Annotated in this window: 18 protein-coding genes; all 18 read left to right on the top strand. The window is 70.0% G+C overall.

Features of this window, described 5'->3' with window-relative positions; genetic code table 11:
- The first annotated feature begins 37 nt into the window (after positions 1 to 37).
- The gene (locus OXU32_01030) at positions 38 to 1840 is read left to right on the top strand and encodes a M66 family metalloprotease (protein MDE0072553.1); all 1803 of its coding nucleotides are present in this window, start codon (positions 38 to 40) and stop codon (positions 1838 to 1840) included.
- A gap of 163 nt (positions 1841 to 2003) precedes the next feature.
- Positions 2004 to 3623: an Ig-like domain-containing protein gene (locus OXU32_01035; GenBank protein ID MDE0072554.1), complete on the top strand. Its 1620-nt coding sequence runs from the start codon at positions 2004 to 2006 to the stop codon at positions 3621 to 3623.
- A gap of 334 nt (positions 3624 to 3957) precedes the next feature.
- Positions 3958 to 7479, top strand: a complete 3522-nt coding sequence (locus tag OXU32_01040; protein ID MDE0072555.1) for an Ig-like domain-containing protein — start codon at positions 3958 to 3960, stop codon at positions 7477 to 7479.
- A gap of 488 nt (positions 7480 to 7967) precedes the next feature.
- The gene (locus tag OXU32_01045) at positions 7968 to 8444 is read left to right on the top strand and encodes an AlpA family transcriptional regulator (GenBank protein ID MDE0072556.1); all 477 of its coding nucleotides are present in this window, start codon (positions 7968 to 7970) and stop codon (positions 8442 to 8444) included.
- A 56-nt stretch (positions 8445 to 8500) separates the two neighbouring features.
- A complete protein-coding gene (locus OXU32_01050) occupies positions 8501 to 8791 on the top strand; it encodes a TrbC/VirB2 family protein (GenBank protein MDE0072557.1) in 291 nt (96 codons plus the stop codon).
- Entirely contained in the window at positions 8791 to 9096 is a 306-nt protein-coding gene (locus OXU32_01055) for a VirB3 family type IV secretion system protein (protein MDE0072558.1), read from the top strand. Before OXU32_01050 ends, OXU32_01055 begins: the two co-directional genes overlap by 1 nt.
- Positions 9093 to 11534: a DUF87 domain-containing protein gene (locus OXU32_01060; GenBank protein ID MDE0072559.1), complete on the top strand. Its 2442-nt coding sequence runs from the start codon at positions 9093 to 9095 to the stop codon at positions 11532 to 11534. Before OXU32_01055 ends, OXU32_01060 begins: the two co-directional genes overlap by 4 nt.
- 5 nt (positions 11535 to 11539) lie before the next feature.
- A complete protein-coding gene (locus tag OXU32_01065) occupies positions 11540 to 12382 on the top strand; it encodes a TrbG/VirB9 family P-type conjugative transfer protein (protein MDE0072560.1) in 843 nt (280 codons plus the stop codon).
- Complete coding sequence (locus OXU32_01070) at positions 12379 to 13629, top strand: TrbI/VirB10 family protein (protein MDE0072561.1); 1251 nt, start codon at positions 12379 to 12381, stop codon at positions 13627 to 13629. The genes OXU32_01065 and OXU32_01070 overlap by 4 nt, the downstream gene beginning before the upstream one ends.
- Positions 13630 to 13646: 17 nt before the next feature.
- Positions 13647 to 14543 (top strand): hypothetical protein, encoded by an 897-nt coding sequence (locus tag OXU32_01075; protein MDE0072562.1) that lies wholly within the window; start codon positions 13647 to 13649, stop codon positions 14541 to 14543.
- Between the two features lie 13 nt (positions 14544 to 14556).
- The gene (locus OXU32_01080) at positions 14557 to 15543 is read left to right on the top strand and encodes a type IV secretion system protein (protein MDE0072563.1); all 987 of its coding nucleotides are present in this window, start codon (positions 14557 to 14559) and stop codon (positions 15541 to 15543) included.
- A gap of 20 nt (positions 15544 to 15563) precedes the next feature.
- Positions 15564 to 16247: a VirB8/TrbF family protein gene (locus OXU32_01085; GenBank protein MDE0072564.1), complete on the top strand. Its 684-nt coding sequence runs from the start codon at positions 15564 to 15566 to the stop codon at positions 16245 to 16247.
- A complete protein-coding gene (locus OXU32_01090; protein ID MDE0072565.1) occupies positions 16244 to 17176 on the top strand; it encodes a TetR-like C-terminal domain-containing protein in 933 nt (310 codons plus the stop codon). The genes OXU32_01085 and OXU32_01090 overlap by 4 nt, the downstream gene beginning before the upstream one ends.
- A 292-nt stretch (positions 17177 to 17468) precedes the next feature.
- Positions 17469 to 19496, top strand: coding sequence for a type IV secretion system DNA-binding domain-containing protein (locus tag OXU32_01095; protein ID MDE0072566.1), 2028 nt, complete (start codon positions 17469 to 17471; stop codon positions 19494 to 19496).
- Positions 19493 to 20473 carry an ATPase, T2SS/T4P/T4SS family gene (locus tag OXU32_01100; protein ID MDE0072567.1) on the top strand — a complete coding sequence of 327 codons (981 nt, stop codon included), beginning with the start codon at positions 19493 to 19495 and terminating at the stop codon, positions 20471 to 20473. The genes OXU32_01095 and OXU32_01100 overlap by 4 nt, the downstream gene beginning before the upstream one ends.
- On the top strand, positions 20470 to 20667 hold the full coding sequence (locus tag OXU32_01105) for a hypothetical protein (protein ID MDE0072568.1): 198 nt from the start codon (positions 20470 to 20472) through the stop codon (positions 20665 to 20667). Before OXU32_01100 ends, OXU32_01105 begins: the two co-directional genes overlap by 4 nt.
- A complete protein-coding gene (locus OXU32_01110) occupies positions 20664 to 21713 on the top strand; it encodes a zincin-like metallopeptidase domain-containing protein (protein MDE0072569.1) in 1050 nt (349 codons plus the stop codon). Before OXU32_01105 ends, OXU32_01110 begins: the two co-directional genes overlap by 4 nt.
- Before the next feature lie 21 nt (positions 21714 to 21734).
- Positions 21735 to 22622, top strand: a complete 888-nt coding sequence (locus OXU32_01115; protein ID MDE0072570.1) for a hypothetical protein — start codon at positions 21735 to 21737, stop codon at positions 22620 to 22622.
- Positions 22623 to 22628: the final 6 nt, after the last annotated feature.

Consider the following 22628-nt stretch of genomic DNA (forward strand, 5'->3'; position numbering starts at 1 on the left):
CGCGAGGCAGGTCTCTACCAAGAAAAGCGGCTTCCGCTTGACATGGATACTGACCTTATCCGGCAACGCGCTGACGGGTCCGATCCCACCCGAATTCGGCAACCTCTCCGAACTGTCGCTGTTGGGGCTGGCTTCCAACCGTCTGTCGGGCCCGGTGCCGGATGAATTTGGAGGAATGACGAATCTGAGTCGGCTCTACCTGTCGAACAACCCTGGGCTGTCGGGGGCGCTGCCGGCCATCCTGACGGATCTCAGCCTGGACGAATTGATGGCTGGGGGCACGGACCTGTGCGCTCCAGAAGAGCCCGGCTTCCGGGCTTGGTTGCAGACGGTCCGCTTTTCGCGGATCCGCGCCTGCGGAAGCGCGTCCGCGATGGCGTACCTTACCCAAGCCGTGCAATCGCGCGAGTACCCGGTCCCGCTGGTCGCGGGCGAAGAGGCCCTCCTGCGTGTGTTCGTCACTGCCACGCGTTCCACGACGGCCGGCATCCCTCCCGTCCGGGCGCGCTTCTACTTGGACGGGACCTTGCGCCACGTGTTCGACATTCCGGGGAAGACGACGTCCATCCCCACGCAAGTTGTCGAGCGAGATCTGTCCGGATCCGCGAACGTGGTGATCTCCGGCTTGTTCGTGCAGCCCGGCCTTGAGATGGAGATCGAAGTCGATCCGGACGGGACGCTGGACGCCGGTCTCCTGGTGGCGAAGCGGATCCCGGAAACCGGGCGCATGGCCGTGGAGGTGCACGAGATGCCGGCGTTCGCCTTCACGCTGATCCCGTTCCTTTGGCGTGCGGACCCCGACTCGGCGGTCATCGGAATGACGCAGGGCATGGCGGCGGACCCTCAGGGCCATGAACTGCTCTGGCACACGCGCACGCTGCTGCCGATCGACTCTCTCGACATCACCCTCCATCCGCCGGTGGTGACCTCGACCAACGATACTGGGCTGCTGGCGGATGAGATGTCGGCAATACGGGCTCTGGAGGGGGAGGACGCCTACTATGTGGGCACGATGAGCGGCGCTACAAGAGGCCCCGCCTACGCGGGGTGGGCGGTCGCGTTCGTGTACTTGAACGGCGGGACTATCGCTCACGAATTCGGCCACACCCTGGACCTCTTGCACGCGCCGTGCGGCAACCCAAGCCTGGTCGACGAGGCGTTCCCCTATCCGGACGGATCCATCGGTGCCTGGGGGTACGATTCCCGCCACGGCGGGAGCCTCGTGCCGCCGAGTGCGCGCGACATAATGGGCTACTGCCAAAAAGACTGGATCAGCGACTACCACTTCACCCGGGCGCTCCGCTACCGTCTCTTCAACCCACACGCGCCGGTGGACGCCGGTTTCGCCGCCGCGGTCGCTGCAAGCGGCGAGTCTCTGCTCCTGTGGGGCGGGACCAGCGCGGACGGCGAGCCCTACCTCAATCCCGCTTTCGTGGTCGACGCACCGCGAACACTTCCGGACTACGCCGGGGAGCACCGCATTGTCGGTCGCACGGCCGACGGGCGTGAGCTCTTCTCCCTTGGCTTCGCCATGCCTGGAATCGCCGACGGCGACGGTAGTTCCAGCTTCGCCTTCGTCCTGCCCTCGCGGCCCGGTTGGGAAGGCAGCCTAGCGAGCATAACCCTGACCGGCCCCGGCGGATCGGCCACGCTGGACGGCAGCAGCGATCTGCCGATGACCATCCTGCGCGACCCGAGCACCGGACAAGTGCGGGCGTTCCTGCGCGATCCGCCGGCGTCAGCCCAGGCCGCCGTGGACGCGGCCGGGCCATCCGGTGGGCCGGGGCTGGAGGTGCTGTTCAGCCGCGGAATCCCGGACGCTTCTGCTTGGAGACGATGAATGCCGCGGGTTCGCGGGTGCCACACGCGAGGCTTGCTGCGGGCCGCTTCCCGGTCGGCGGCGAAGTACAGCCGACCTTCCCACTTCTTCCGAGGAGATCTCTCTCATGTCAGCCGTAAGGCATCCGAAAGTCCTCGTCTTGGCGATGTCCATGCTGGCCGGCATGATCTGGGCCTCGGGCTGCGGGGACGGGGCGACCGAACCCGATCCGCCCCGGCCGACCACGGTGACGGTTACGCCCGCGACCGCCGAACTCGCGGCCTTGGGCGCCACCGTGCAGTTGACGGTCGAGGTTCAGGACCAGAACGGCCAAGTGATGGCGGGGGCTGCGGTGACGTGGGCGAGCGGGGACGCCTCGGTCGCGACGGTGGACGCGGCAGGACTGACGGCGGCGGCGGGCAACGGGACCGCGACGATCACGGCCACCGCGGGCACCGCGAGCGGGAGCTCGGCGGTGACGGTGGCGCAGGAGGTGAGCGCGGTCACCGTGTCGCCGGTCGCCGACACGCTTGTGGCGTATGGGGACACCGTACGGCTCGTGGCAGTGGCGGTGGATGCGAACGGGCACGCCGTGGCTGGAGCCGAGTTCACGTGGGCGTCCAGCGACACGGCGGTGGCGGCGGTGGATGCGGTGGGGCTGGTGACCGCGACGGGCAACGGTTCGGCGACGATCACGGCGGCGGTTGGCGATGCCCGTGGGCAATCCACGATCATGGTCGTAGCGAACCGCGCCCCAGCCGCAGTGGACTCGATTCCGCCTCACACCATGTTGCTTGGCGATCGGGCATCGGTGGACGTTTCGCCGTTCTTTAGCGACCCGGACGGCGATCCGTTGACCTACGCCGCATCGTCGTCCGACGAGCACATCCTCGCGGTATCCGTATCAGGTAGCTCGGTGACGGTCGCTGCGTTGGCGCCAGGGACGGCGGCGGTGACGGTCACTGCGAGCGACCCCTCTGGACTGCAAGCGACACAGAACGCCAGTGTCCAGGGTGGCATACTCACCGCTGTTCGAGACATCGAAGCCTTCCTGGATCAATGCCCTACGAACGATTCCGTCTTTGTGGAAATCAGGCGGGAATTCGAGGTGCGTTTCGAGGGGGAGCCGCTATCCGGCCCCGTTGTTTGCTCGGAACCCGCCGCCGCGATGCCGAGCGACGAGGTTACGTATCAACTGAAAGCGTACCAAACGCTTCGGCTCGCCTATCACATGAATGAGGCGACCAAGGGACGTCTGCCCTGGACGGAAATGGGCTTGTACGAGTGGATGGTTTCGCGCGTCTCAGGCGTCAACATGAAGCAGCGCCCCGGCTTGTACTACTGCTGCGACCTCATCGACGGCAAGCTGTACATCGCGACATCCCAATTCGGCATCGACTCCTCCGGCCAAGTGTACCCCTTTGAGCAGAGCATGGACTGGTGGGGTATCTCCATCACGCTCCCCTTCTACGCACATGAGATTCGCCACGCCGATGAAGATGACCCGGGGCATGTTACCGGGTGCGAGGCCTTCCCGCTTCCCAGTGATCCTCCCGGCTGCGATGCGGCGTATGATTTGGGCAACCTTGGGGGATATGGGGTCCATTACTGGTTGGGGTCGAGTTGGGCCACGGGGTATCTCAACGTCGGGATTGCATGTAGCCCGCGAGTTGACGAGCACATCACCTGGGAGGTCGAGAGTGCCAACCTCGTGCGGGAGAGGTTTGTCACCAACGTTCCGCCCCTTCTGACCGCCGACTCGTTTGAGGGGCTGTGCGTCCCCCTCAAAAGCGCGTGGAAATAGTGTTACAACGGCTACGGGCGGGCCTTCAGGCGCCATTTGGCGATGTGGGGATTCCCGCAAATCCACTCCGTCTTTCCCGCCATTGCCACAACGATGTTGACGGCCGGCCCTGCTTGCTCGCCACCACCTTTCCCGCCCAGAGGCGGGATTGGCGGCATGGGGCAACGTTGATGCGAGGTCAGCGATGAGGAGGGAGCTAGTAGTAGGATCCTGCCTGCTCGCATTGTCCGCCTGCGGGGACGGCGGCACCGCGCCCGAACAGCCTCTGCAACCCAACCGGGCACCGGTGGCGGCGGGGTCGATTCCTGCGCAAACCGTTCCGGTCGGCGAATCCGTGACGATTAGTGTCGCATCGGCCTTCAGCGACCCGGACGGGGATGCCCTGAGCTACGCGACGGCCTCGACCGCGCCGGGGGTGGCGACCGTTGCGGTGTCCGGGGCCGACGTGACCGTCACCGGCGTCTCAGCCGGCACGGCGGCCGTCACCGTGACCGCGAGCGATCCGGGAGGGCTCTCGGCGCAGCAGGCCTTCGAGGCAACGGTGCCGAACCGAGCGCCCGTGGCGGCGGACAGCATCCCGGACCAGTCGGTGCGGGCCGGAGCCTCGGTCACGCTCGACCTCGCGGGGCATTTCAGCGACCCGGATGGGGACGCCCTGAGCTATGCGGCGGCCTCCTCCGAGCCGGACGTGGCGACCGTGGCGGTGTCGGGCGCGAGCCTGACGGTCACCGGCGTCTCCGGCGGCACGGCGGCCGTCACCGTGACCGCGAGCGATCCGGGAGGGCTCTCGGCGCAGCAGGCCTTCGAGGCAACGGTGCCGAACCGAGCGCCCGTGGCGACGGACAGCATCCCGGGCCAGTCGGTGCGGGCCGGAGCCTCGGTCACGCTCGACCTCGCGGGGCACTTCAGCGACCCGGACGGGGACGCGCTCACGTACGCGGCGGAGTCGTCCGAGCCGGATGTGGCGACCGTGGCGGTGTCGGGCGCGAGCCTGACGATCACCGGGGTCTCCGGCGGCACGGCGACCATCACCGTGACCGCGAGCGATCCGGGCGGGCTGTCGGCCCAGCAGGCCTTCGAGGCGACGGTGCCGAACCGGGCACCCGTGGCGACGGACAGCATCCCGGGCCAGTCGGTGCGGGCGGGAGCCTCGGTGACGCTCGACCTCGCGGAGCACTTCCGCGACCCGGACGGGGACGCCCTGAGCTACGCGGCGGCTTCCTCCGAGCCGGAGGTGGCGACCGTGGCGGTGTCGGGCGCGAGCCTGACGATCACCGGGGTCTCGGGCGGCACGGCAACCATCACCGTGACCGCGAGCGATCCGGGCGGGCTATCGGCCCAGCAGGCCTTCCAAGCAACGGTGCCGAACCGGGCGCCCGTGGCGGCAGACAGCATCCCGGGCCAGTCGGTGCGGGCGGGAGCCTCGGTGACGCTCGACCTCGCGGAGCACTTCCGCGACCCGGACGGGGACGCCCTGAGCTACGCGGCGGCTTCCTCCGAGCCGGAGGTGGCGACCGTGGCGGTGTCGGGCGCGAGCCTGACGATCACCGGCGTCTCGGCCGGCACGGCAACCATCACCGTGACCGCGAGCGATCCGGGCGGGCTCTCCGCGCAGCAGGCCTTCGAGGCAACGGTGCCGAACCGGGCGCCCGCGGCGGCGGACAGCATCCCGGACCAGTCGGTGCGGGCCGGAGCCTCGGTCACGCTCGACCTCGCGGGGCATTTCAGCGACCCGGATGGGGACGCCCTGAGCTATGCGGCGGCCTCCTCCGAGCCGGACGTGGCGACCGTGGCGGTGTCGGGCGCGAGCCTGACGGTCACCGGCGTCTCCGGCGGCACGGCGGCCGTCACCGTGACCGCGAGCGATCCGGGCGGGCTCTCCGCGCAGCAGGCCTTCCAAGCGACGGTCAAACGGCTCTCCATCACGGCGGTGGAACCGACTGTGCTGATCGAGGGTGGCGAAGCGACGATCACCGGGTTCGGGTTCTCCTCCACGGTCACCAACAACTCGGTGACCATCGACGGGTTGCCTGCCAGAGTCAGGTCTGCGAGCCGGACGAGTCTGGTGATCGTCGTCCCCGCCGGCGACTGCCAACCGCCCCGCAGGGCGGAACTGAGGGTCTCGGTCGGAAGCCGAAGTGATTCTCGCACGGTTGGCGTTGCGCCGCTCGCCCAGGAAGACATGGCACTGCCGCAGTACTCCTACATCCACACGCACGCCGGAGACGGCTGCGTCCACCTCCCCGGCAGCGCCAGCGGCGGCGAGTATCTGATCGGCGTGGTGTCCACGTCCGAGCGGCCGTCATCTGTGACAGCCGTCAGACTGAGCGGCAATCCGGGAGATCCCACTGTCGTGGGGACGGCGGCAACAACGTCGCCGACTGCCAACGCGGACTTCCGGCGCATGCCGGTACGATCCATGGCAGACAACCCTGCGCGACCCGCTCGCCCGCGCACTGAGTACCCGGCTCGCCGTTTCTCCGTGAGGGACGATTCCCTGCGAGCGCGCCACGCGAGCGCCCACAACGAGGTGATGGCGAGGAACGAAGCACTGTTGCGGGAGCTGGGGCACCCGACGCCACCGGCCGCGGTCGTGAATCGGCAGCAGCGCACCCTTGAGGCAGGAGACACGACATCGCTGTACGAACCGTCCTCAAACAACTGGTCGTGCTCGGGAACCCGCAGAGTCAATGCCGTGGTCCGGCTCGTGGGGAGCCACACGATCTGGCTGGAGGATCTCAACAACCCCAGCGGGACCTTCTCGGACTCAGAACTCGTGGAACTGGATGCCCTCTATGCAGCGAACATTGCGGGCGTTCTCGACGGCTATCTCGGTGGCCTACCTGATGTGGACGGCAACGAGCGCATCCTGATTCTCATGACCCAGGAGGTCAATCGCCGGCCGGGCGATACAAGAGGCTACGTGTTCGTTCCAGACCTCTGGCCGACCTACGAATGCGCAACCAGCAACCGGGCCGAGATCTTCTACGGATTCGTGCCGGATCCAGACGGCGCCGTTGACGACGCGGTGACCAAGGAGGAGGCATTCTTCCTCTACCCTTCTCTGATCGCTCATGAGGCGGCGCACATCGCGCAATTCGGCGCTCAGGTTTTTGGCGACGCGGGACAAAAGAGGTCGTGGGAACTCGAGGGCGGTGCGGTGCTGGCGGAACATCTGGTCGCTTTCCGCCTGTTCGGGCATGCATCCGGCCAGAACCTGGGATACGCGGAGTACTCCGCCGGATGGGATTGGTATTCGCGTTTTTGGGACATGGCCCGGTTCTTCGGATGGGATCCGGACAGAAGCGGCGGCCGGGTTCCGTACGCACCCGAGCAGTGCACATGGATCGGTCGCCCGAGCGAGGGGAACAGCGGTCCTTGCAGACACCCGGGCTCGGCGGTCTACGGAGTCTCCTCCATGGTCTTTCGCTACGCCCTGGACCGATGGGGCGGAACATACCCGGGCGGGGAGGGGGCGCTGATGAGACGCCTTACGCAGTCGCCCGCCCAAGGGTTCGCTTCCCTGCGCGATGTCAGTTCATGGCGCAGCGAGGCGATACTCGCTGACTTCTACATCACCCTCTGGCTGGACTTGCAGCCGGGTCTTCACGCACCCGGCATGACCTCCTGGAACCTCCAAGACATCTTCGACCGGTTTCCAGAGAGTGCGCGGCTCCGGCCCCGTCCGTCCAGTTCCAAGACGCCGACCTTGACCGCCAGGGTTCGGGGTGGCTCATCGCTTTACGTCCACTGGACGCCAAGCGGCCCGCTCGATCCGACGAGCTTGAAGATCACGACGGGCGGTGGTGGCCCTGTCCCCGGCCACATCTCGGTCTGGGCTCTACGGATTCGGTAGATGTCATGAGGCGGCAAACCGCTGGGCGTGTGAGCTGGAGGCCATCGTCCCGCGCCGCGCTGATCGGGGCCGCTCGTCCGCAACGGACTCCGTGATACGCCCCGGCGGGCGCTTCGCGTCTTCTCCCTTCGCGCCGGAATCCCGGCGACCCGTCTCCTAGCTCCGTCCTCGCCAGCCACCGGCTCGGCGGCGAAGGACCTTGTCCGGTTCGCCGGGCATTCGAGTTGCAGCGCGATCTCCGGTTCGCTCCCCCCCTTCGACCGGTCCCGGTCTCGGCCCTTCGGCCGGGATCCACACTCCCTTCGCAATCCCTTCCGGGCGTCCCTGCGGGGGTGCTCCGCCACCGCATTGGCGGCGGCCTCCGAGACCTCCGGGACAATTGGGATAACTATAGACAAGAAAGACACTTAGGGAATTCCCTAAGTGTTGACTTCCCCGGAATCTCCGCTTCAACGTTACGGGTATGACGCGGCTGGAACGGCAGTCGAATGGCAACGCTGGAGGAGCAATTCAACACACGGATCAGCGGGTTTCTCGACGACACCGGCATGGCGCCGACGACGCTCGGCATGCTGGCGGTGGGCGATCCGGGCCTACTGCGCGAGATCGCGCGGGGCCGCTCGGTGTCGCTCACGACGGCGGACCGGGTGCTGGCGTTCATGGACCGCTACGAGCGGGACGCGGGCGGCGCCAAAGCTCCGTCGGCCCGGCCGCACAGGCCGACGCGCGCGAGAAGGACGAAGCGGACCGGAGCGATGACCGAAGACCGGGGCAATGAGAGGACGAAACCGGCGACCCGTTTCCTGCGGGTGTCGGAGGTGCAGGCCCGGACGAGCCTGGGACGGAGCACGATCTACCGCTGGTCGGCGGAGGGCCGCTTTCCCGCGCCCGTCATGCTGGGCGGGCGCGTGGCGCGGTGGGTCGAGGCCGAGATCGAGGCGTGGCTCCGCGAGTGGCTGGAATAGCCGGGGCCGGAGCGCCCCGGCCGCAACACACAACCGAACTCCCAGGAGGAGAGCGAATGAGAACTTTGTCGAGAACGCTGCGAACGGCCGCCCGGGCCGCCGCGCTGCTGGTGCTGATGCCCGGCGCGCTGCTCGCCCAGGGCACGAGCCCGTGGGTGGACGCGGTTAACGAGCTTCAGACGCAGTTCACGGGACCGATCGCACGGGGGCTCTCGCTGATCGCGATCGTGGTGGGCGGCCTGATGTTCGCGTTCGGCGAGGGCGGGAGCAAGCGCACGCTGGCCGGGATCATCTTCGGGATCGGCATGGCCGTGGGCGCGGTGAACTTCCTCGGCTGGCTGTTCTGATGCGGGGTCTGAGCCGCTGGGCCGGCTACGCCGCGCTGAACCGCCCGCTGACGGTGCTGGGCGTCGAGCGGCGGCTGTTCCTGTTGGGCGCGACGCTCGCGGTCGCGGTGTGGAACGCGACGGCCTCACTCGTGGCGGGCGGCGTGGTGTTCGCCTGCTGCTACGGAGCGGGCTGGCTCGCTGGCCGGAGGGATCCGGCCATGCTCGCGGTGCTCCGGGCCGCGGCGCGGTACCCGGCGCGGTTCGATCCGGGCAAGTGGGCGGACGAGCCGTGGCACCTGACGATCCGGGGAAGCGGCGAGTGAGGATCGCCGACGAACGCCGGGCCTACGAGGCGGCGGGCTCGTTGGCCGAGGAGCTGCCCTACTGGGGCTGGCTCGGCGACGGCCATACCTGCCTGACCCGTTCGGGCGAGCTGGTCGCGGCGGGACGGATCCGCCCCGCCACGATGGACGGCCGCACGCCGGAACAGATCGACCGGGTGCTGGGCCTGTGGCAACGGTTGATGTCGGGCCTGAGTTCCGAGACGCGCCTCCAGTTCCACATGCTCCGGCGCCCCAGTCTCGCGGAGGGGCTGGAGACGAGCGGTTCGGACATCGCATCCCTGTCGGGGCGCAGGCGAAGCGCGTTCCTCGCCGAGCGCGTCCAGCGGCTCGACGCCTTTGTGGCCTGGTCGCACGACCCGGGCCTCCGCTCGGCGGGCGGGAGTTCCGGGCCGGGACCGGTGCCTTGGCTCAAGCGACTTTGGAAGCGCGGCGGCAAGACGGCGACGACCTATCTGGCCTCGGAGATCGAGGCGGCCGCGGACCGGTTCCGCGCCATGATCGGCGCGGGCCGCTCGCTTGTCGCCGAGCACACGCCCGTCGAGATGCTCGGGGCACACGACACATCCCGCTTCTTGTCCGAACTCATCAACCGCCCCGGCACGTTCTGGGACGGCGCGACGGGCAGCGGCATGAACTGGCGGCTCGCGCTATCGGAGCTTGAGGCGGAGCGGTCGCACCTGAGGCTCGACGGCGAACCGGTGATCCTCTACTCGCTCCTGTCGCCGCCCGGCCGGGCGCACGCGAACCTCCTTCGCGACCTGTACTGCCTGGATGCGGTGACGACCGTCTCGCTCGAATGGCGGCCTTGGACGGTGGAAGCGGCGCGGCGCCGGATCCGAAGCGCGCAGCGCCATTACTTCTCGCGGCGCTACTCGATGATGGCGCACGCGCAGGACGCGCAGGGCACGGCCGCGGCGATGGTCGATTCGGCGGCCGCAGCGGAATCGGATCGCTTGGGATCGGCGCTCGTCGAACTCGAAGCCGACGGCGTGGCCTACGGCGAGGCGTCGCTGACCGTGGCGCTGCACGGCGAACTCGACGGGATCGAGCGGCTGGACGGCGACGTGCGCCGCCTGTTCGCCGCGCACGACGCGAAGGTGATCCGGGAGGGCTACGGCCAGCTTCCCGCATGGTTCGCGCGGCTCCCGGCCCAGCCGCGCAAGCGGCAGGTGCGGAAGGTGTTCGTGTCCGCTGGCCTCGCGGCGTGCCTCGCGCCCGTGTTCGGGCCGCCGAGAGGCAACCGGAAGAGTCGGCATCTCGACCGTGAGCCGCTGGCGGTGTTCGAGACGCCGTGGCGCACGGCGTACCGCTACGATCTGTTTGCGGGCGACGTGGGCCACACGCTGATCCTGGGGGCGACGGGCTCGGGCAAGAGCTTTACGCTCAACTTCCTGCTCGTCGAGGCGCTCAAGTACGATCCGCGCATCCTGATCCTGGACCTGGGCGGCTCCTACCGCTGGCTGACCCGGTTCCTCGGGGGCCGGTATCTGGAGCTCGCGCCCGGCGAGGCGGAGCCCACGCTCCGGCTCACGCCCTTCGCGCTGCCCGCGACCACGAGGACGTTCCAGTTCCTGACGGGCTGGGTGCTCCGGCTGCTGAAGCTGGGAGGGTACGAGGCCGGCGGCGCGGACACGAGCGAGATCCGCGCGCGGATCGAGGATCTGTACGCGCTCGGGACGGAGCGCCGGACGCTGAGCGTGTTGACCGGTTCGCTCCCCTCCGCGATGTGGCCTGCGCTGAGCCGCTGGACGGAAGGCGGCGCGTGGGGCGCGTTCTTCGACAACGCCCCGGCGGGCGCGACGGACATCGAGTTCCGGGACTGGCAGGTGATCGACCTGGCGGGGGCGGCCGAGCACGCGGACCTGTGCGAGGCGGCGCTCGCCTACCTGCTGGAGCGCATGCGCCTGGAGATCGAGGACCCGGCCGAGACGGCGCGGCTCAAGCTGATGGTCGTGGACGAGGCGTGGCGGTACATGCAGGACCCCGCCGTGCTGAACTACCTGGCCGAGGCGGCCAAGACGTGGCGGAAGAAGAACGCCGCGCTCGTGCTCGCCACCCAGTCCGCCGTGGACGTGACGGGGACGCCGGGAGCTTCGGCGCTTCTCGAATCGATCCCCACCAAGCTGTTCCTCGCCAACCCCGAACTGCCGGAAGAAGCTGGAGCACTGTTCCGGCTGAACGAGTCGGAGGTCGCCCGGATCCGCGAGTTGACTCCGAAGCGCGAACTGTATCTCCGCCGCCCGGACGAGGCGGCGGTGCTTCGGCTCGAAGTCGATCCGGAGAGCTACTGGCTCTACACCTCCTCGCCGCTCGACGCCGAGAAGCGCGCCGAGGCCGTGGCGAGGCACGGCCTGGTCCGGGCGCTCGAAGCGCTCGCGGGCCGAACCCACTCCATCCCACCAACCGAGAGGCCGTGAACACCATGAAAGCAACCCCCACATCGGCCATCCTGCTCGGGGTCGTCGTCGTCCTGCTGACCCTGCTTCTTACGGCCGTCCCGTGCGATGCCGCCGGACAACAGCCCAGCGGGGACTCCGCCCTGCTCCGGGTGTCGGCGCCCGGGGAGGGTGACGCCCCGATCCCCCGGCTCCGCACGCGCGTGCGCCACACGACCGTGATCGTGCTGCCGAGCGGCGAGAGAATCCTCGACTTCGTCGCGGGCGACTCCGAGTACTGGCACCTGACCGGCGCTGCGAACGTGGCGTACCTGAAGCCGCTGGCCGAGGGCGCGGCGAGCAACATCGCGCTCGTCTGCGAGTCCGGGCGCATCTACTCGTTCCTCGTCTCCGAGAGCGGCGAAGAGCCGCCGCACCTCGTGGTCCGCGTCGAAGACGGCGCGGACGCGGCGGGCATGTCCGGCGCACCGGCGTTCGTCGCCCGGAGCGAGGTCGCAGCCTACCGCGAGATGGCCGCCGAGGCCGCCGAGGCGGCGCTCAGGGCGCGCGAGGCCGCGGCCGCCGAGATCGAGGCGTTCCGCGCGTCCTATCCCGAGCAGCTGGCGTTCGAGTACCGGCTGGACTCAGGCGCCGCGAAGCGTCCGTTCCTCGTCGAGGCCATGTGGCACGACGGGACCTTCACCTACATCCGCTCAGGCGCCCAGGAGGCGCCCGCGCTCTACGAACTCCGCGACGGCGAACCGGCGCTGGTCGCGTTCGATCTCACGGGGGACGGCCTCTACGTCGCCCGCCATGTGCTGGGCGACGGCTGGCTCCAGATCGGCGACGAGCGGGCTGGCTGGCGGTTTGAGCCGGGGGATGCGCGATGAGCCGCTGGAAGAAGTGGATGAAGGAGCCGAAGGGCGCGCTCCCGGGCGGCATCGTCACGAAGGCCGGGATCGGGCTGATCGCCGTGCTCGTGGCCGGCATGCTGTTCTCGTCGTCGCTCACGGGTCCCGGAGACGATCCCACGGCTCCCGCCGCGCGCGAACCGCAGCCCGTGGACGACCGCACGGGCCGGGCGTTCGACAGCCGCATGCGCGCGGACACCGAGCGCCACCAGCAGCAGGCGGACGCGGACCAGGACCGCGGTGGCGGGGAGCGGCGCCACGCCGAGAGCGAGACGGCCGGAGCCGGTGGAGAAGGAGGAGCCCGCAGCAGCGGGCGCGAACGAGGTGGTGGCGGAGCCGAGGCGGCGGGGATGACTCAGGCCGAGCATGAGCTTCGCGAGGCGCTCCGGCTGGAGGAGATCGAACGCGGGGCGCGCTCGCTCCGCTCGCTTCCCCTCACGCGTACCTACCGGGATCCGAATGAGGCGCGAGCCGGATCCGGTCAGCCGGCCGATCACGAGCCGGCCGAGGACGCGCTCGACGCAATGCTCGCGTCCTTCGGGCACTCCCTCGCCGCCCTGGAGGCTGAACTCGAAACGGGGCTGGCGGGCGGAGGCACCTCATCCGGCCCGGAGTCCACCCGCGCGCTCGGAACAAGCGAGCCGAGCTTCAACGTCCAGTCGGATGACCCGCCCGGCTGGGAGCGCGTCCACGAGGGCACGTTCCTCGAGGCGGTGCTGGTCAACCAGTTGTCGGGCGAGTTCCCCGGCCCGGTGCTCGCCATGGTGTCGGTGCCGCTGTATTCGGCCGACCGCCAGCGGGTCCTCGTTCCCCGCGGCTCGCGCGTCGTCGGCACGGCCCGGGCCGTCCAGGACCGGAACCAGACCCGCCTCGCCGTCTCGTTCCACCGGCTGGTGCTGCCCGACGGGAGCTGGGTGGACCTTGAGTTCACCGGCCTGAACCAGGCGGGCGAGAGCGCGCTCCGCGACCGGGTGAACCGGCACTACCTCTCAACGTTCGCCGCTGCCGGAGCGGTCGGCGCGCTGAGCGGACTCACGCTCGCCGGAGCCTCGCCCTACGGACTCCGCGCGGGCGTCGGCCAGGGGCTCGGAGGCAGCGCCACCTCGACGCTGGACCGGTACCTGAACCGGATGCCGGAGATCACGATCCGCGCGGGCCACCGGCTCCGCGTCTGGCTCACCTCCGATGTCCTGATCCCAACCCCCGCACGCTCCTCGCACCGCTGACACGAAAGGACTCCCACATGCGCCACCACATCCTCGTCATGGCCGTCATGGCTCCCTTGCTCATGCTCGCGGACGCCGCTCCCGCGAGCGCGCAGTTCGACTTCGGGAGCTGGTTCCAGCGGGCCACGATCATCGCGAACCAGATCACGCAGATCTCGCACCAGGTCACCCAGATCCGGTCGATGGCCCGCCAGCTTACGGAACTCGAAGACCAGCTCGACCACATGGAGCGCGCCGCCAAGGGCGAGATCGACGCGCTCCTCCGACCGTTCTCCGACCTTGCGGCCGATCCCGTCGGACTGGTGAGGAACGGGCTCCGCTGGCGATCCGACTTCACCGGCCCGGCCCGCGGGACGGTCGATGCCGTCCGGAACTTCGGAGGCGGCCGCTCGTTCACCGGACTGTGGCGCACCGCCCACAGGACGGCCGACCGGGTGACGGAGGCCGACATCCTGGCTCTCCACCGGAACTTGCCGCCCCAAGCCGCGACGCGGGCGGCCCAGGACTACCGCCGCACCCGCGAGGCGGCCGACCGGCAGCGCGTGCTCGACTACGCGGCGCTCGACGCGGCTGCCGCGCTCGCCGGGACCGTCGAGAGCGCCCGGGGCTCGTTCGCCGGCCTGACCGCGAACGGCAATCTCTCGAACACAGCCCTCCAGCAGGCGGGGGTCGCGGCCGCGCTGAGCCAGGGCCGGATCGACGCGGCAGTGGGCCAGGTGCTCGCCCACCAGGCCGCCATGGAGGCGGGCCGCGCGAGGCAGGCCGACCTCGCCCGGCTCGAATGGCTCGGCCGCTGGCACGACGGCCGGGCGCGCGCCAACGCGCTCGCCGGGACGATGCGCGACGCGGCTTCGCTGAACCGGGCCGCGCTTCGGGAAGGGCTGCTGTTCCGCGTCCCGTCGTTCTACCGGTAGGGGCGCTGCGGCCATGCAACTGCCCCCGCAGTCCATCGACCCGAATGTCCCGGCGCAGATCCCGCCGGGCCAGCTTCAGGACTTCAAGAGCTTCCTGGACATCGTGCTCGACACCGTCGTCGGCGGGGCCGCGCCCGACGTGCACGCGCTCGGGCTCCAGCTCTGGGGCGGACTCGCCGCCGTGATGGTCGCCTGGACCGGCCTCAAGATCGCGTTCAGCGGCACCTTCCAGCCCTGGGAGATCGTCAAGCTCGTGATCGGGATCGCGATCCCCCGCACCCTGCTTCACTACTACGTCGTCCCGATCCCCGGCGTCGGGCTCACGTTCCCGGCCATGGTCGCCGGAGGCGGGATCTGGCTCCAGAACCTGTTCCTGTCCGACGTGGTGTCGGCCGGCTACACCGAGATGACCGCGCTCGTGCAGGCGTACTCCGCGCACCTGGGCGCGGCGTGGTCCACGGGCAACCTGCTCTCGGTCGTGACGGCGGGCGCGACCGTGATCTTCTCCTCGCTGGTCACGCTCGTGATGGGCGCTTCGCTCGTGGTTTGCCTGCTGGCGCTGTTCTGCGTGACCTACGCGCAGGTGATCTGGGCGCAGGTCGCCATCGCCATCGCGATCCTGCTCGGTCCGGTGTTCATCGCGTTCCTGCTCTTCGAGCCGCTCTCGTTCCTGTTCTGGGGATGGTTCCGGACGCTCATGGTCTACACGCTCTACGGCGTCGTGGCCGGTGCGGTGCTCAGGGTCTTCATGGGCGTCGGCATGGGCTACATCACGACCTACGCCGATGCCCTGATGGGCACCGGCACGGCGGACCCGTTCGAGCTCTGGCTCTGGGCCGTCGTCCTCATGCCGCTCGTCGTCTCCGGCCTCATGGCCGGGCTCAAGGTCGGCGAACTCGCCTCGATGCTCGTCTCCGGTTCCGGCTCCGCCGGGTCCGGGTTCGTCGCGCTCGTCATGCAGGGAGCCGGCAAGGCCGCCGCCCCCGTCAAGCCCGTCTGAGATCCTTGGAGATGCCAGGAATGAGAAGAGCGCGAATGAACGGAGATGGAGACGCGGGCCGCGAGTACGCCGAGATCTGGGGCGAGGCGGTGCAGGCGAACCGGAAGCTCAGAACGATCCTGATCTTTCTCTCCGCCAGCTGCGTCCTCGGCGTGTTCGTCCTGCTTCGTATCGCGGGCGCCGAGCCGCCCAAGCCCATCGTGATCCGCGTTGACGAGGTCGGTCGCGCCGAAGCGGTGGCATACGAGGCCGCGACCGCGCAGGCGGACCCGCTCGACCCGACGACCAAGTATTTCCTCAACCGATTCGTCGCGGACTTCCACTCGCGGCGCCGGGCCACGGTCGAGGAGCACTGGACCCGGAGCCTCCGGTTCCTGAGCACGGAACTCGCCAACGCGGCGTTCGCGCGCGACGGCGACGAGGTCGCGGGTGTCGCAGCCGGGACCGCCGAGACCGAGCGCCAGGTCGAGCGGGTCGTGCTCCGGATCCACCCCTCGCCCGAGCCGCCGCACGGCGCAACGGCCGACTTCGAGCTCGTGCATCTCGCGGCCGCCCGGGAGGTGCTGCGCGAGCGCTGGTCGCTCACGCTCCGGTTCGAGTTCCTGGACTCCGTCCCGCCCGAGCTGGTCGTCCACAACCCGATGGGACTCCTCATCACCTACATGCAGGCCGACCGCGCGCTCGTGACCGGGGACGAGCGATGATCGGACACCTCAAGGGGCGCGAGAAGGCGCTCGAAGCGTTCGGCTGGACCGGAAGGAAGGCCGAGTGGATCGCGCTCGTGTGCCTGCACAGCGGGGTGTTCACCCGCGCCCAGTGCGGACGGTTCATGGACGCGCACCCCGAGCAGGTCCGCCGCGTCGTCCACGCGCTGATCGAGCGCCGGGTCGCGAGCGAGGAGACGGAGCCCGGCATCGCGGGCATCGGCCGCGTCTGCCGGATCTTCTCACGGCCGGTCTACCGGGCGCTCGGAGCCGAGCACATCCGCCACCGCCGCGGCGCCTCGACCGAGGTCCTCATGCGCCGCCTGCTCTCGCTCGACTACGTCATCGAGCACTCCGATCTTCCGTGGCTCCCGACCGAGACTGAGAAGGTCTCCGCGTTCGACGCGCTCGGCATCGGGCGTTCGCTGCTGCCCGTGCGCGTGTACCGCGGAGCGGCCCGCGAGACCCGGCGCTACTTCCCCGTCAAGCTGCCCGTCGCGCTCGACTCGACCCGGGCCCTGTTCGTCTACGCCGAGCCCGGCCACGACACCGCCACCGCGCTCCGCTCGTGGGGCCGGGCGCACCGCGGGCTCTGGCGCGCGCTCCGAAGGATGGGCCGGTCGGTCGAGGTCGTGGCCGTCGCCCGCACCGCGCGCGAACTGGAGCGGGCACGCCGGGTGACGCGCGGCTGGGCCGGGGCCACCGGCGCCGGCGAGCCCGACGCCGGGACGGCGGAAGAACTGGCCCGGATCGAGCGGGCGATCGTGCAGGGCGCGGTCCACATCCTCGAGGAGTTCGGCGGCCTCCAGGCCGCGCTCAAGCGCAGCGTCGCGCTGGAAAGACAAGCCCGCCGGCAGGGCGGGTGCGGATCGATCGACCGCGGCGTCGGCTGGCGGACCGAGCGCCTCGCGAGGGTTCGCTTCCGATGAGCGGAGCGCCTGCCCTGCCGCACCGCGGCGTGAAAACGACGCGGGGGGTCGTTTCACGAATCCGCGCTCCGGCGATTCACGCCGGGCGTTCCGCTGATCCGCTTGCACGGTTGCGTCTTGCGGCCTCGCGGCCCGCCGGCCTGTTGCCGGACGGGCCGCATCGGCCGTGGCGGGAGCGACCCCCCTCGCCAGAGGCTCGGTACGGCATAGCGGCGAGCATGTTTTCACACCCTCGCCCCCATGCCTGGGTCGCTCCCGCAGCATCGATCCCTCCGGGAAGGGTGTCCGCTCCGTGAGGCCGTGGACGCTCGTCCTCATCGGAGTCGCGCTCATGGCGCTCGCCTGGCGCGCGTTCCTCGCGCCGTTCCCCGGTCCGGGCGGTAACCCGTATCTTGACCTGATCGCCGACCGCGATCCGGGCCTCCACCGGGCGATCCACCTCTGGCACTTCATGGCGCCCGGCGTGGCCGTGTTCCTGGCCGGGTCGATCGCGCTCTCGGTCTCGCGCGTCTGGATGCGGCCGCTCGCGAGGGGGCGCAACCGAGGCAGGCTCCCGGCGTGGCCCACGTCGCCCGCCGACGACGCGCCCTCGCTCGTGATCGGCGAACTGCACCACCCAACCGCGGCCACCGAGAGCGTGCGGCCCTCCTGGCTCGTGATCCCCGAAAAGGGGCTCTACACCGGCATGCTCGTCGTCGGAGCGGTCGGCACCGGCAAGACGACCGCGTGCATGTACCCCTTCGCGCGGCAGCTCCTCTCCTGGCAAGCCGACGATCCCGGCCGCCGCGCGGGCGCGCTCGTGCTCGAAGTCAAAGGGGACTTCTGTCATCAGGTGAGGCGGATCGTCAAAGACGCCGGGCGCGGGGACGACTACCTGGAGATCGGGCTCGGCGGCTCGCTCCAGTGGAACCCGCTCGACGACCCGCTCCTCGACTCCTACTCGATGGCCTACGGCGTGGCCTCCCTCATCAACCAGCTCTTCGGCAAGTCCCGCGAACCGTTCTGGCAACAGGCGTACACGAACCTCGTCCGGTGGATCGTCGAGCTGCATCGGCTGCTGCCGGTGGGCTGGGTCACCCTCCAGGACATCTACCGCTGCACGGTGGACGCCGAGCTCTTCGCCGAGAAGATCGGCGAGGCGAAGGCCCGCGCCCTGCGGCTATGCCCCATGCGGGCCGTCATCGCCGCCAAGGATCTGAACGCGCACAGGCAGGCGCTGGAGGACTGGGGCTGGGAAATGGCGGGCACCGGCAAGGTGGCCTGCCGCCTCGATCCGGACCGCGCCGCGCTGCTCGCGGAGCTGAAGGTCGAACACCGGACGGAGCCGGTCTCCGGCGCCGCAGGCAGCGAGTACGCCGAGCAGGTGCAGGCCATCGAACGATGGTACCTGCACGACTGGATGGCGCTCGACGCCAAGCTCCGCACCTCGATCGTCGAGGGGATCAGCGTCTTCCTCTCGCTCTTCGACCAGCCGGACGTGGCCGCCGTGTTCTGCCCGCTTCCGCCGGGGGACGATGCCCCGGCCAAGCGGACCGACGATGGGGAGGGCGCACCGGATGTCCAGCCCATGCCGGGGCTCCGCCGCCGACTGCCGCCGCTCAGCGACCTGATCGAGGGCGGCAAGGTTCTTGCGCTCAACATGCCCGCGGGCGCGAACCCGGCGCTGGCCCGCGCCATCGGCGTGCTGCTCAAGAACGCCTGGATGCAGGCGCTGCTCCGAAGGCCCGCGGAGGCCGCGCGGCGGCCCGAACGCTACATGCGGCCCGCCGTGTTCATCTGCGACGAATACCAGGCGTTCGCGACCGTCGGCCAGGACGATCCTTCCGGTGACGAGAAGGCGTTCGCGCTCACGCGCCAGTGCCGGTGCGTGCCCGTGGTGGCCACGCAATCGATCTCCTCGCTCCGCTCCGTGCTCCCCTCGGGCGAGGCCTGGCGCACCCTCGTCCAGACGCTCCGCACCCGGATCTTCCTGTCGCTCTCGGACGAGGCGTCGGCCAAGATCGCGTCCGAGATGTGCGGCTCCGTCATGAAGACGCAGGCCTCCTACACGTTCACCGAGACGACGGGGAGGCCCGAGTTCTCGCTGCTCTCCGGCCGCGCGGGCGGCGGGCGCGGCACCATCGGCGCGAGCAAGTCGTTCCGCCGGCAGCGGGAACCCGTGTTCACGCCGCGCGAGTTCGGACTTCTGGCCAACTACCAGGCCGTCTGCCTCCCCTACGACGGCGTCAAGTCGCTCCCGGCCACCCGCGTCTACCTGAAGCCCCACTACCTGCCGAGGACCCAGGGCTACTGGCGGCAACGGGAGGAGGGGCGGATATGAAGCGCGCCAGCGGCGTCGGCCACCTCACTCCCTTCTTGCCGGGCCTGGAGGGTCTGCTCGGGGACCCCGAGGTCTCCGAGATCATGATCAACGGTCCCGGCAATGTCTGGATCGAGCGGGCCGGAAGGCTGGAGCCCCACGACGCGCCGGCCCTCACCGCCGCATGGCTCCACCGCGCGGCAATCCACATCGCGCGGCCGCTCGGGCTCGATCCCGCCGCGCGGCCGATCCTGGATGCACGGCTGGAGGACGGATCGCGGGTCGCCATCTGCACCCCGCCCGCGAGTCCCGAGGTCGCGATCACCATACGGCGGTTCGGAGGCCGCGCGTTCTCGGCCGAGGACCTCGTGCGGCTGGGCTCGCTGCCCGAAGACATCCTCGAAGCCGCCCGGAACACGCTTGCGTCCCGCCAGAACATCCTCGTCTCCGGCGGCACCGGCTCGGGCAAGACCACGCTGCTGAACGCGCTGATCGAACTGCTGCCCGAGGACGAACGCATCGTCGCGATCGAGGACACGCTCGAACTCAGGATCGACCGTGCCAACTGCCTCCGCTTCGAGGCCGGAGCCACCCTCTCAGAGACGCCCGTTGAGATCCGCGATCTGGTGCGGCACGCGCTCCGGCACCGGCCCGACCACATCGTCGTCGGCGAGGTGCGCGGCGGCGAGGCCGCCGACCTGCTGCAGGCGCTCAACACCGGCCACGGCGGGTCGCTCACCACCATCCACGCCAACAACGCGCGCTCCGCGCTCTCGCGGCTCGCGAGCTGCGCCATGCAGGCCGGAGACGCGCTGCCCTGGGAGGTCACCTGCCGGGGCGTCGTCGACGGCATCGCGCTCGTGCTGCACGTGACCCGCCGCGACGGGCGCCGGTTCGTCGAAGAGGCGCTCGAAGTGCGCGGCTACGACGCGGCCACCGGCCGCTGGATCACGGAACCGACATGGACCACCCAACCACCGAAGGAGGTGAACGCATGAGAGGCATCGACCGGACCATCCGAGTCAAGACGTTCGAGGACTTCGACCGCGAACTCGCCCGCGACAGCGGCGACACGCTCGAAGTCGACGACTACCTGGCCAAGGAGTACGGCCTCTTCCCCGAGGACGTGGGAACCGAGGACGAGATCGCGGCCGCCTGGGACGATCCGCACGGCGAGGAGGTGGACGGATGAACCACGACGAATACCACCGCAAGTTCGCCGACGCGATCATCGAGCAGATCAAGCAGGGCACCGCGCCGTGGCAGAAGCCGTGGGCGCCGGGCGAGCGCGTCATGCCCATGAACGTCGACACGGCCCGCTCCTACCGGGGCGGCAACAGCCTGCACTTGGCCGCCACCCAGCAGGAGCACGGCTACGGCGACGTGCGCTGGGGCACCTACCGCCAGATCCAGGCCCAGGGCGGACAGGTCAGAAAGGGCGAGACCGGCACCCGCATCCTGTCGTTTCAGGACCATAAGCGGATCGCCGTCACCGACGCGCAGGGTAAGCCCAGGCGGGACGCCGAGGGCAAGCGCGTCTACCGCTACGAGAAGCTCAAGACGCCGTTCGTGCGGCAGTACACCGTGTTCAACGCCGAGCAGGCCGACGGGCTGCCGGAGCGCGCGAACCCCACGCCCGAGCCCCTCTGGAAGGCGCACCGAGAGGCCGAGAAGGTCATGGAGGACGTGGGGGTTCAGGTCCGCCACGTCCAGGGCGACCGCGCCTACTACCACATGAAGCGCGACGAGATCGTGCTGCCCGAGCGCGGGCAGTTCCCATCCGCGAACCACTACTACCAGACCGCGCTCCACGAGTTGGGTCACAGTACCGGCCACCCCGAGCGGATGAACCGGGAGACGCTCGTCGAAGGGATCAAGAACGGGTTCGGGTCCCCCGACTACGCTAGGGAGGAACTCCGGGCCGAGATCAGCGCCATGATGACCGGCGAGCGCGTCGGCGTCGGGCATGACCCGAGCCGCGGCGCGGCCTACGTCGAGGGCTGGATCAAGTCGCTCGAGGAGGATCCGCGCGAGATCCGGCGCGCCGCCGCGGACGCGCAGAGGATCTCCGACTTCGTGCTCGCGCGGCACATCGAGCGGGAGCCCGCGCGGGCTCCCGTGGACATCACGCGGGAACCCATGGCCGTGGCCGCGACCCGCGCGCCCGGGCTTCAGCGGATCCAGGTGCCCGTCCCTCAGATCCCGACGCCCCAGCGCGGCGCCGGGCCGAGCCGCTGACGCACGATGAGAGGTAAGGAGATGTTCGGCCGCAAGGCCGGACCGGACCCGCGCCCCGCCGCGCCACCCAGCCGCAATCCCCACCGGATGCGGGACGGCCACCGCCGAGAATACGCCGCTGAGCGGGAGCGCGGGCCCATCTCCTTCCCCGAACGCTGCGCCGGGGCGCTGAGCGACATTGGCGTCCACGGCGCGGTCTCGTTCCGCGACCTGGCCGAGGCCCGCTTCGGCGGGCACCCCTACACCACCCGCCGGGCGGTGGACCATTGGATCCGGGACGGACTCGTCACGGAGACGCCGGAGACGGGACCGAACGGCAACCCGTTCAGGGTCCTCACCCTCACACCTGCCGGCGTGGCCGAAGCCCGTGACCTCGCCGCCGAGCGGGGCATGGACCGGGGGCAGCGGATCGAAATCCCCCGAATCCGGTCGGCCCAAGCCGGCCACGACACCGCCGTCTACCGGGCCACCTGGAAGGAACAGGCAAGCCTGCGCAAGCAGGGCGCCACGGTGCGGCGCGTCCGGCTCGACGCCGAACTCAGGAGCGCCGTCGCGCGGGCGAGCGAGTCGGCGCGCCGGAAGGAGGGCGACCGCGCCGCCGACGCCGAGCGGCACCGCATCGCCCATGAACTCGCGCTCCCCCTCGACGACGAGGGAAGGGTGCTCTACCCGGACGCCCAGATCGAGTACGAGGACGCCGAAGGGCGCACCGGGCGCGTCAACGTCGAAGCCGTCTCCGGCGACTATCGCGAACCGGCCGTCCGCGCCAAGGCGGCCGCCGGGTTCCGGATGCATGCCAGCGGCCCGGCCGCCGCCGCGCTGCTCCGGAGACTCGGCCTCGGCCCGGGCGAGGACGGCTCCTGGCTCAGGGGTCCGGCCGACCGCGATCCGGCCACCGTCGAACTCTGAGCGCAC

It is taken from the genome of Gammaproteobacteria bacterium (assembly GCA_028819075.1).
GTDB lineage: Bacteria > Gemmatimonadota > Gemmatimonadetes > Longimicrobiales > Gaopeijiaceae > BD2-11.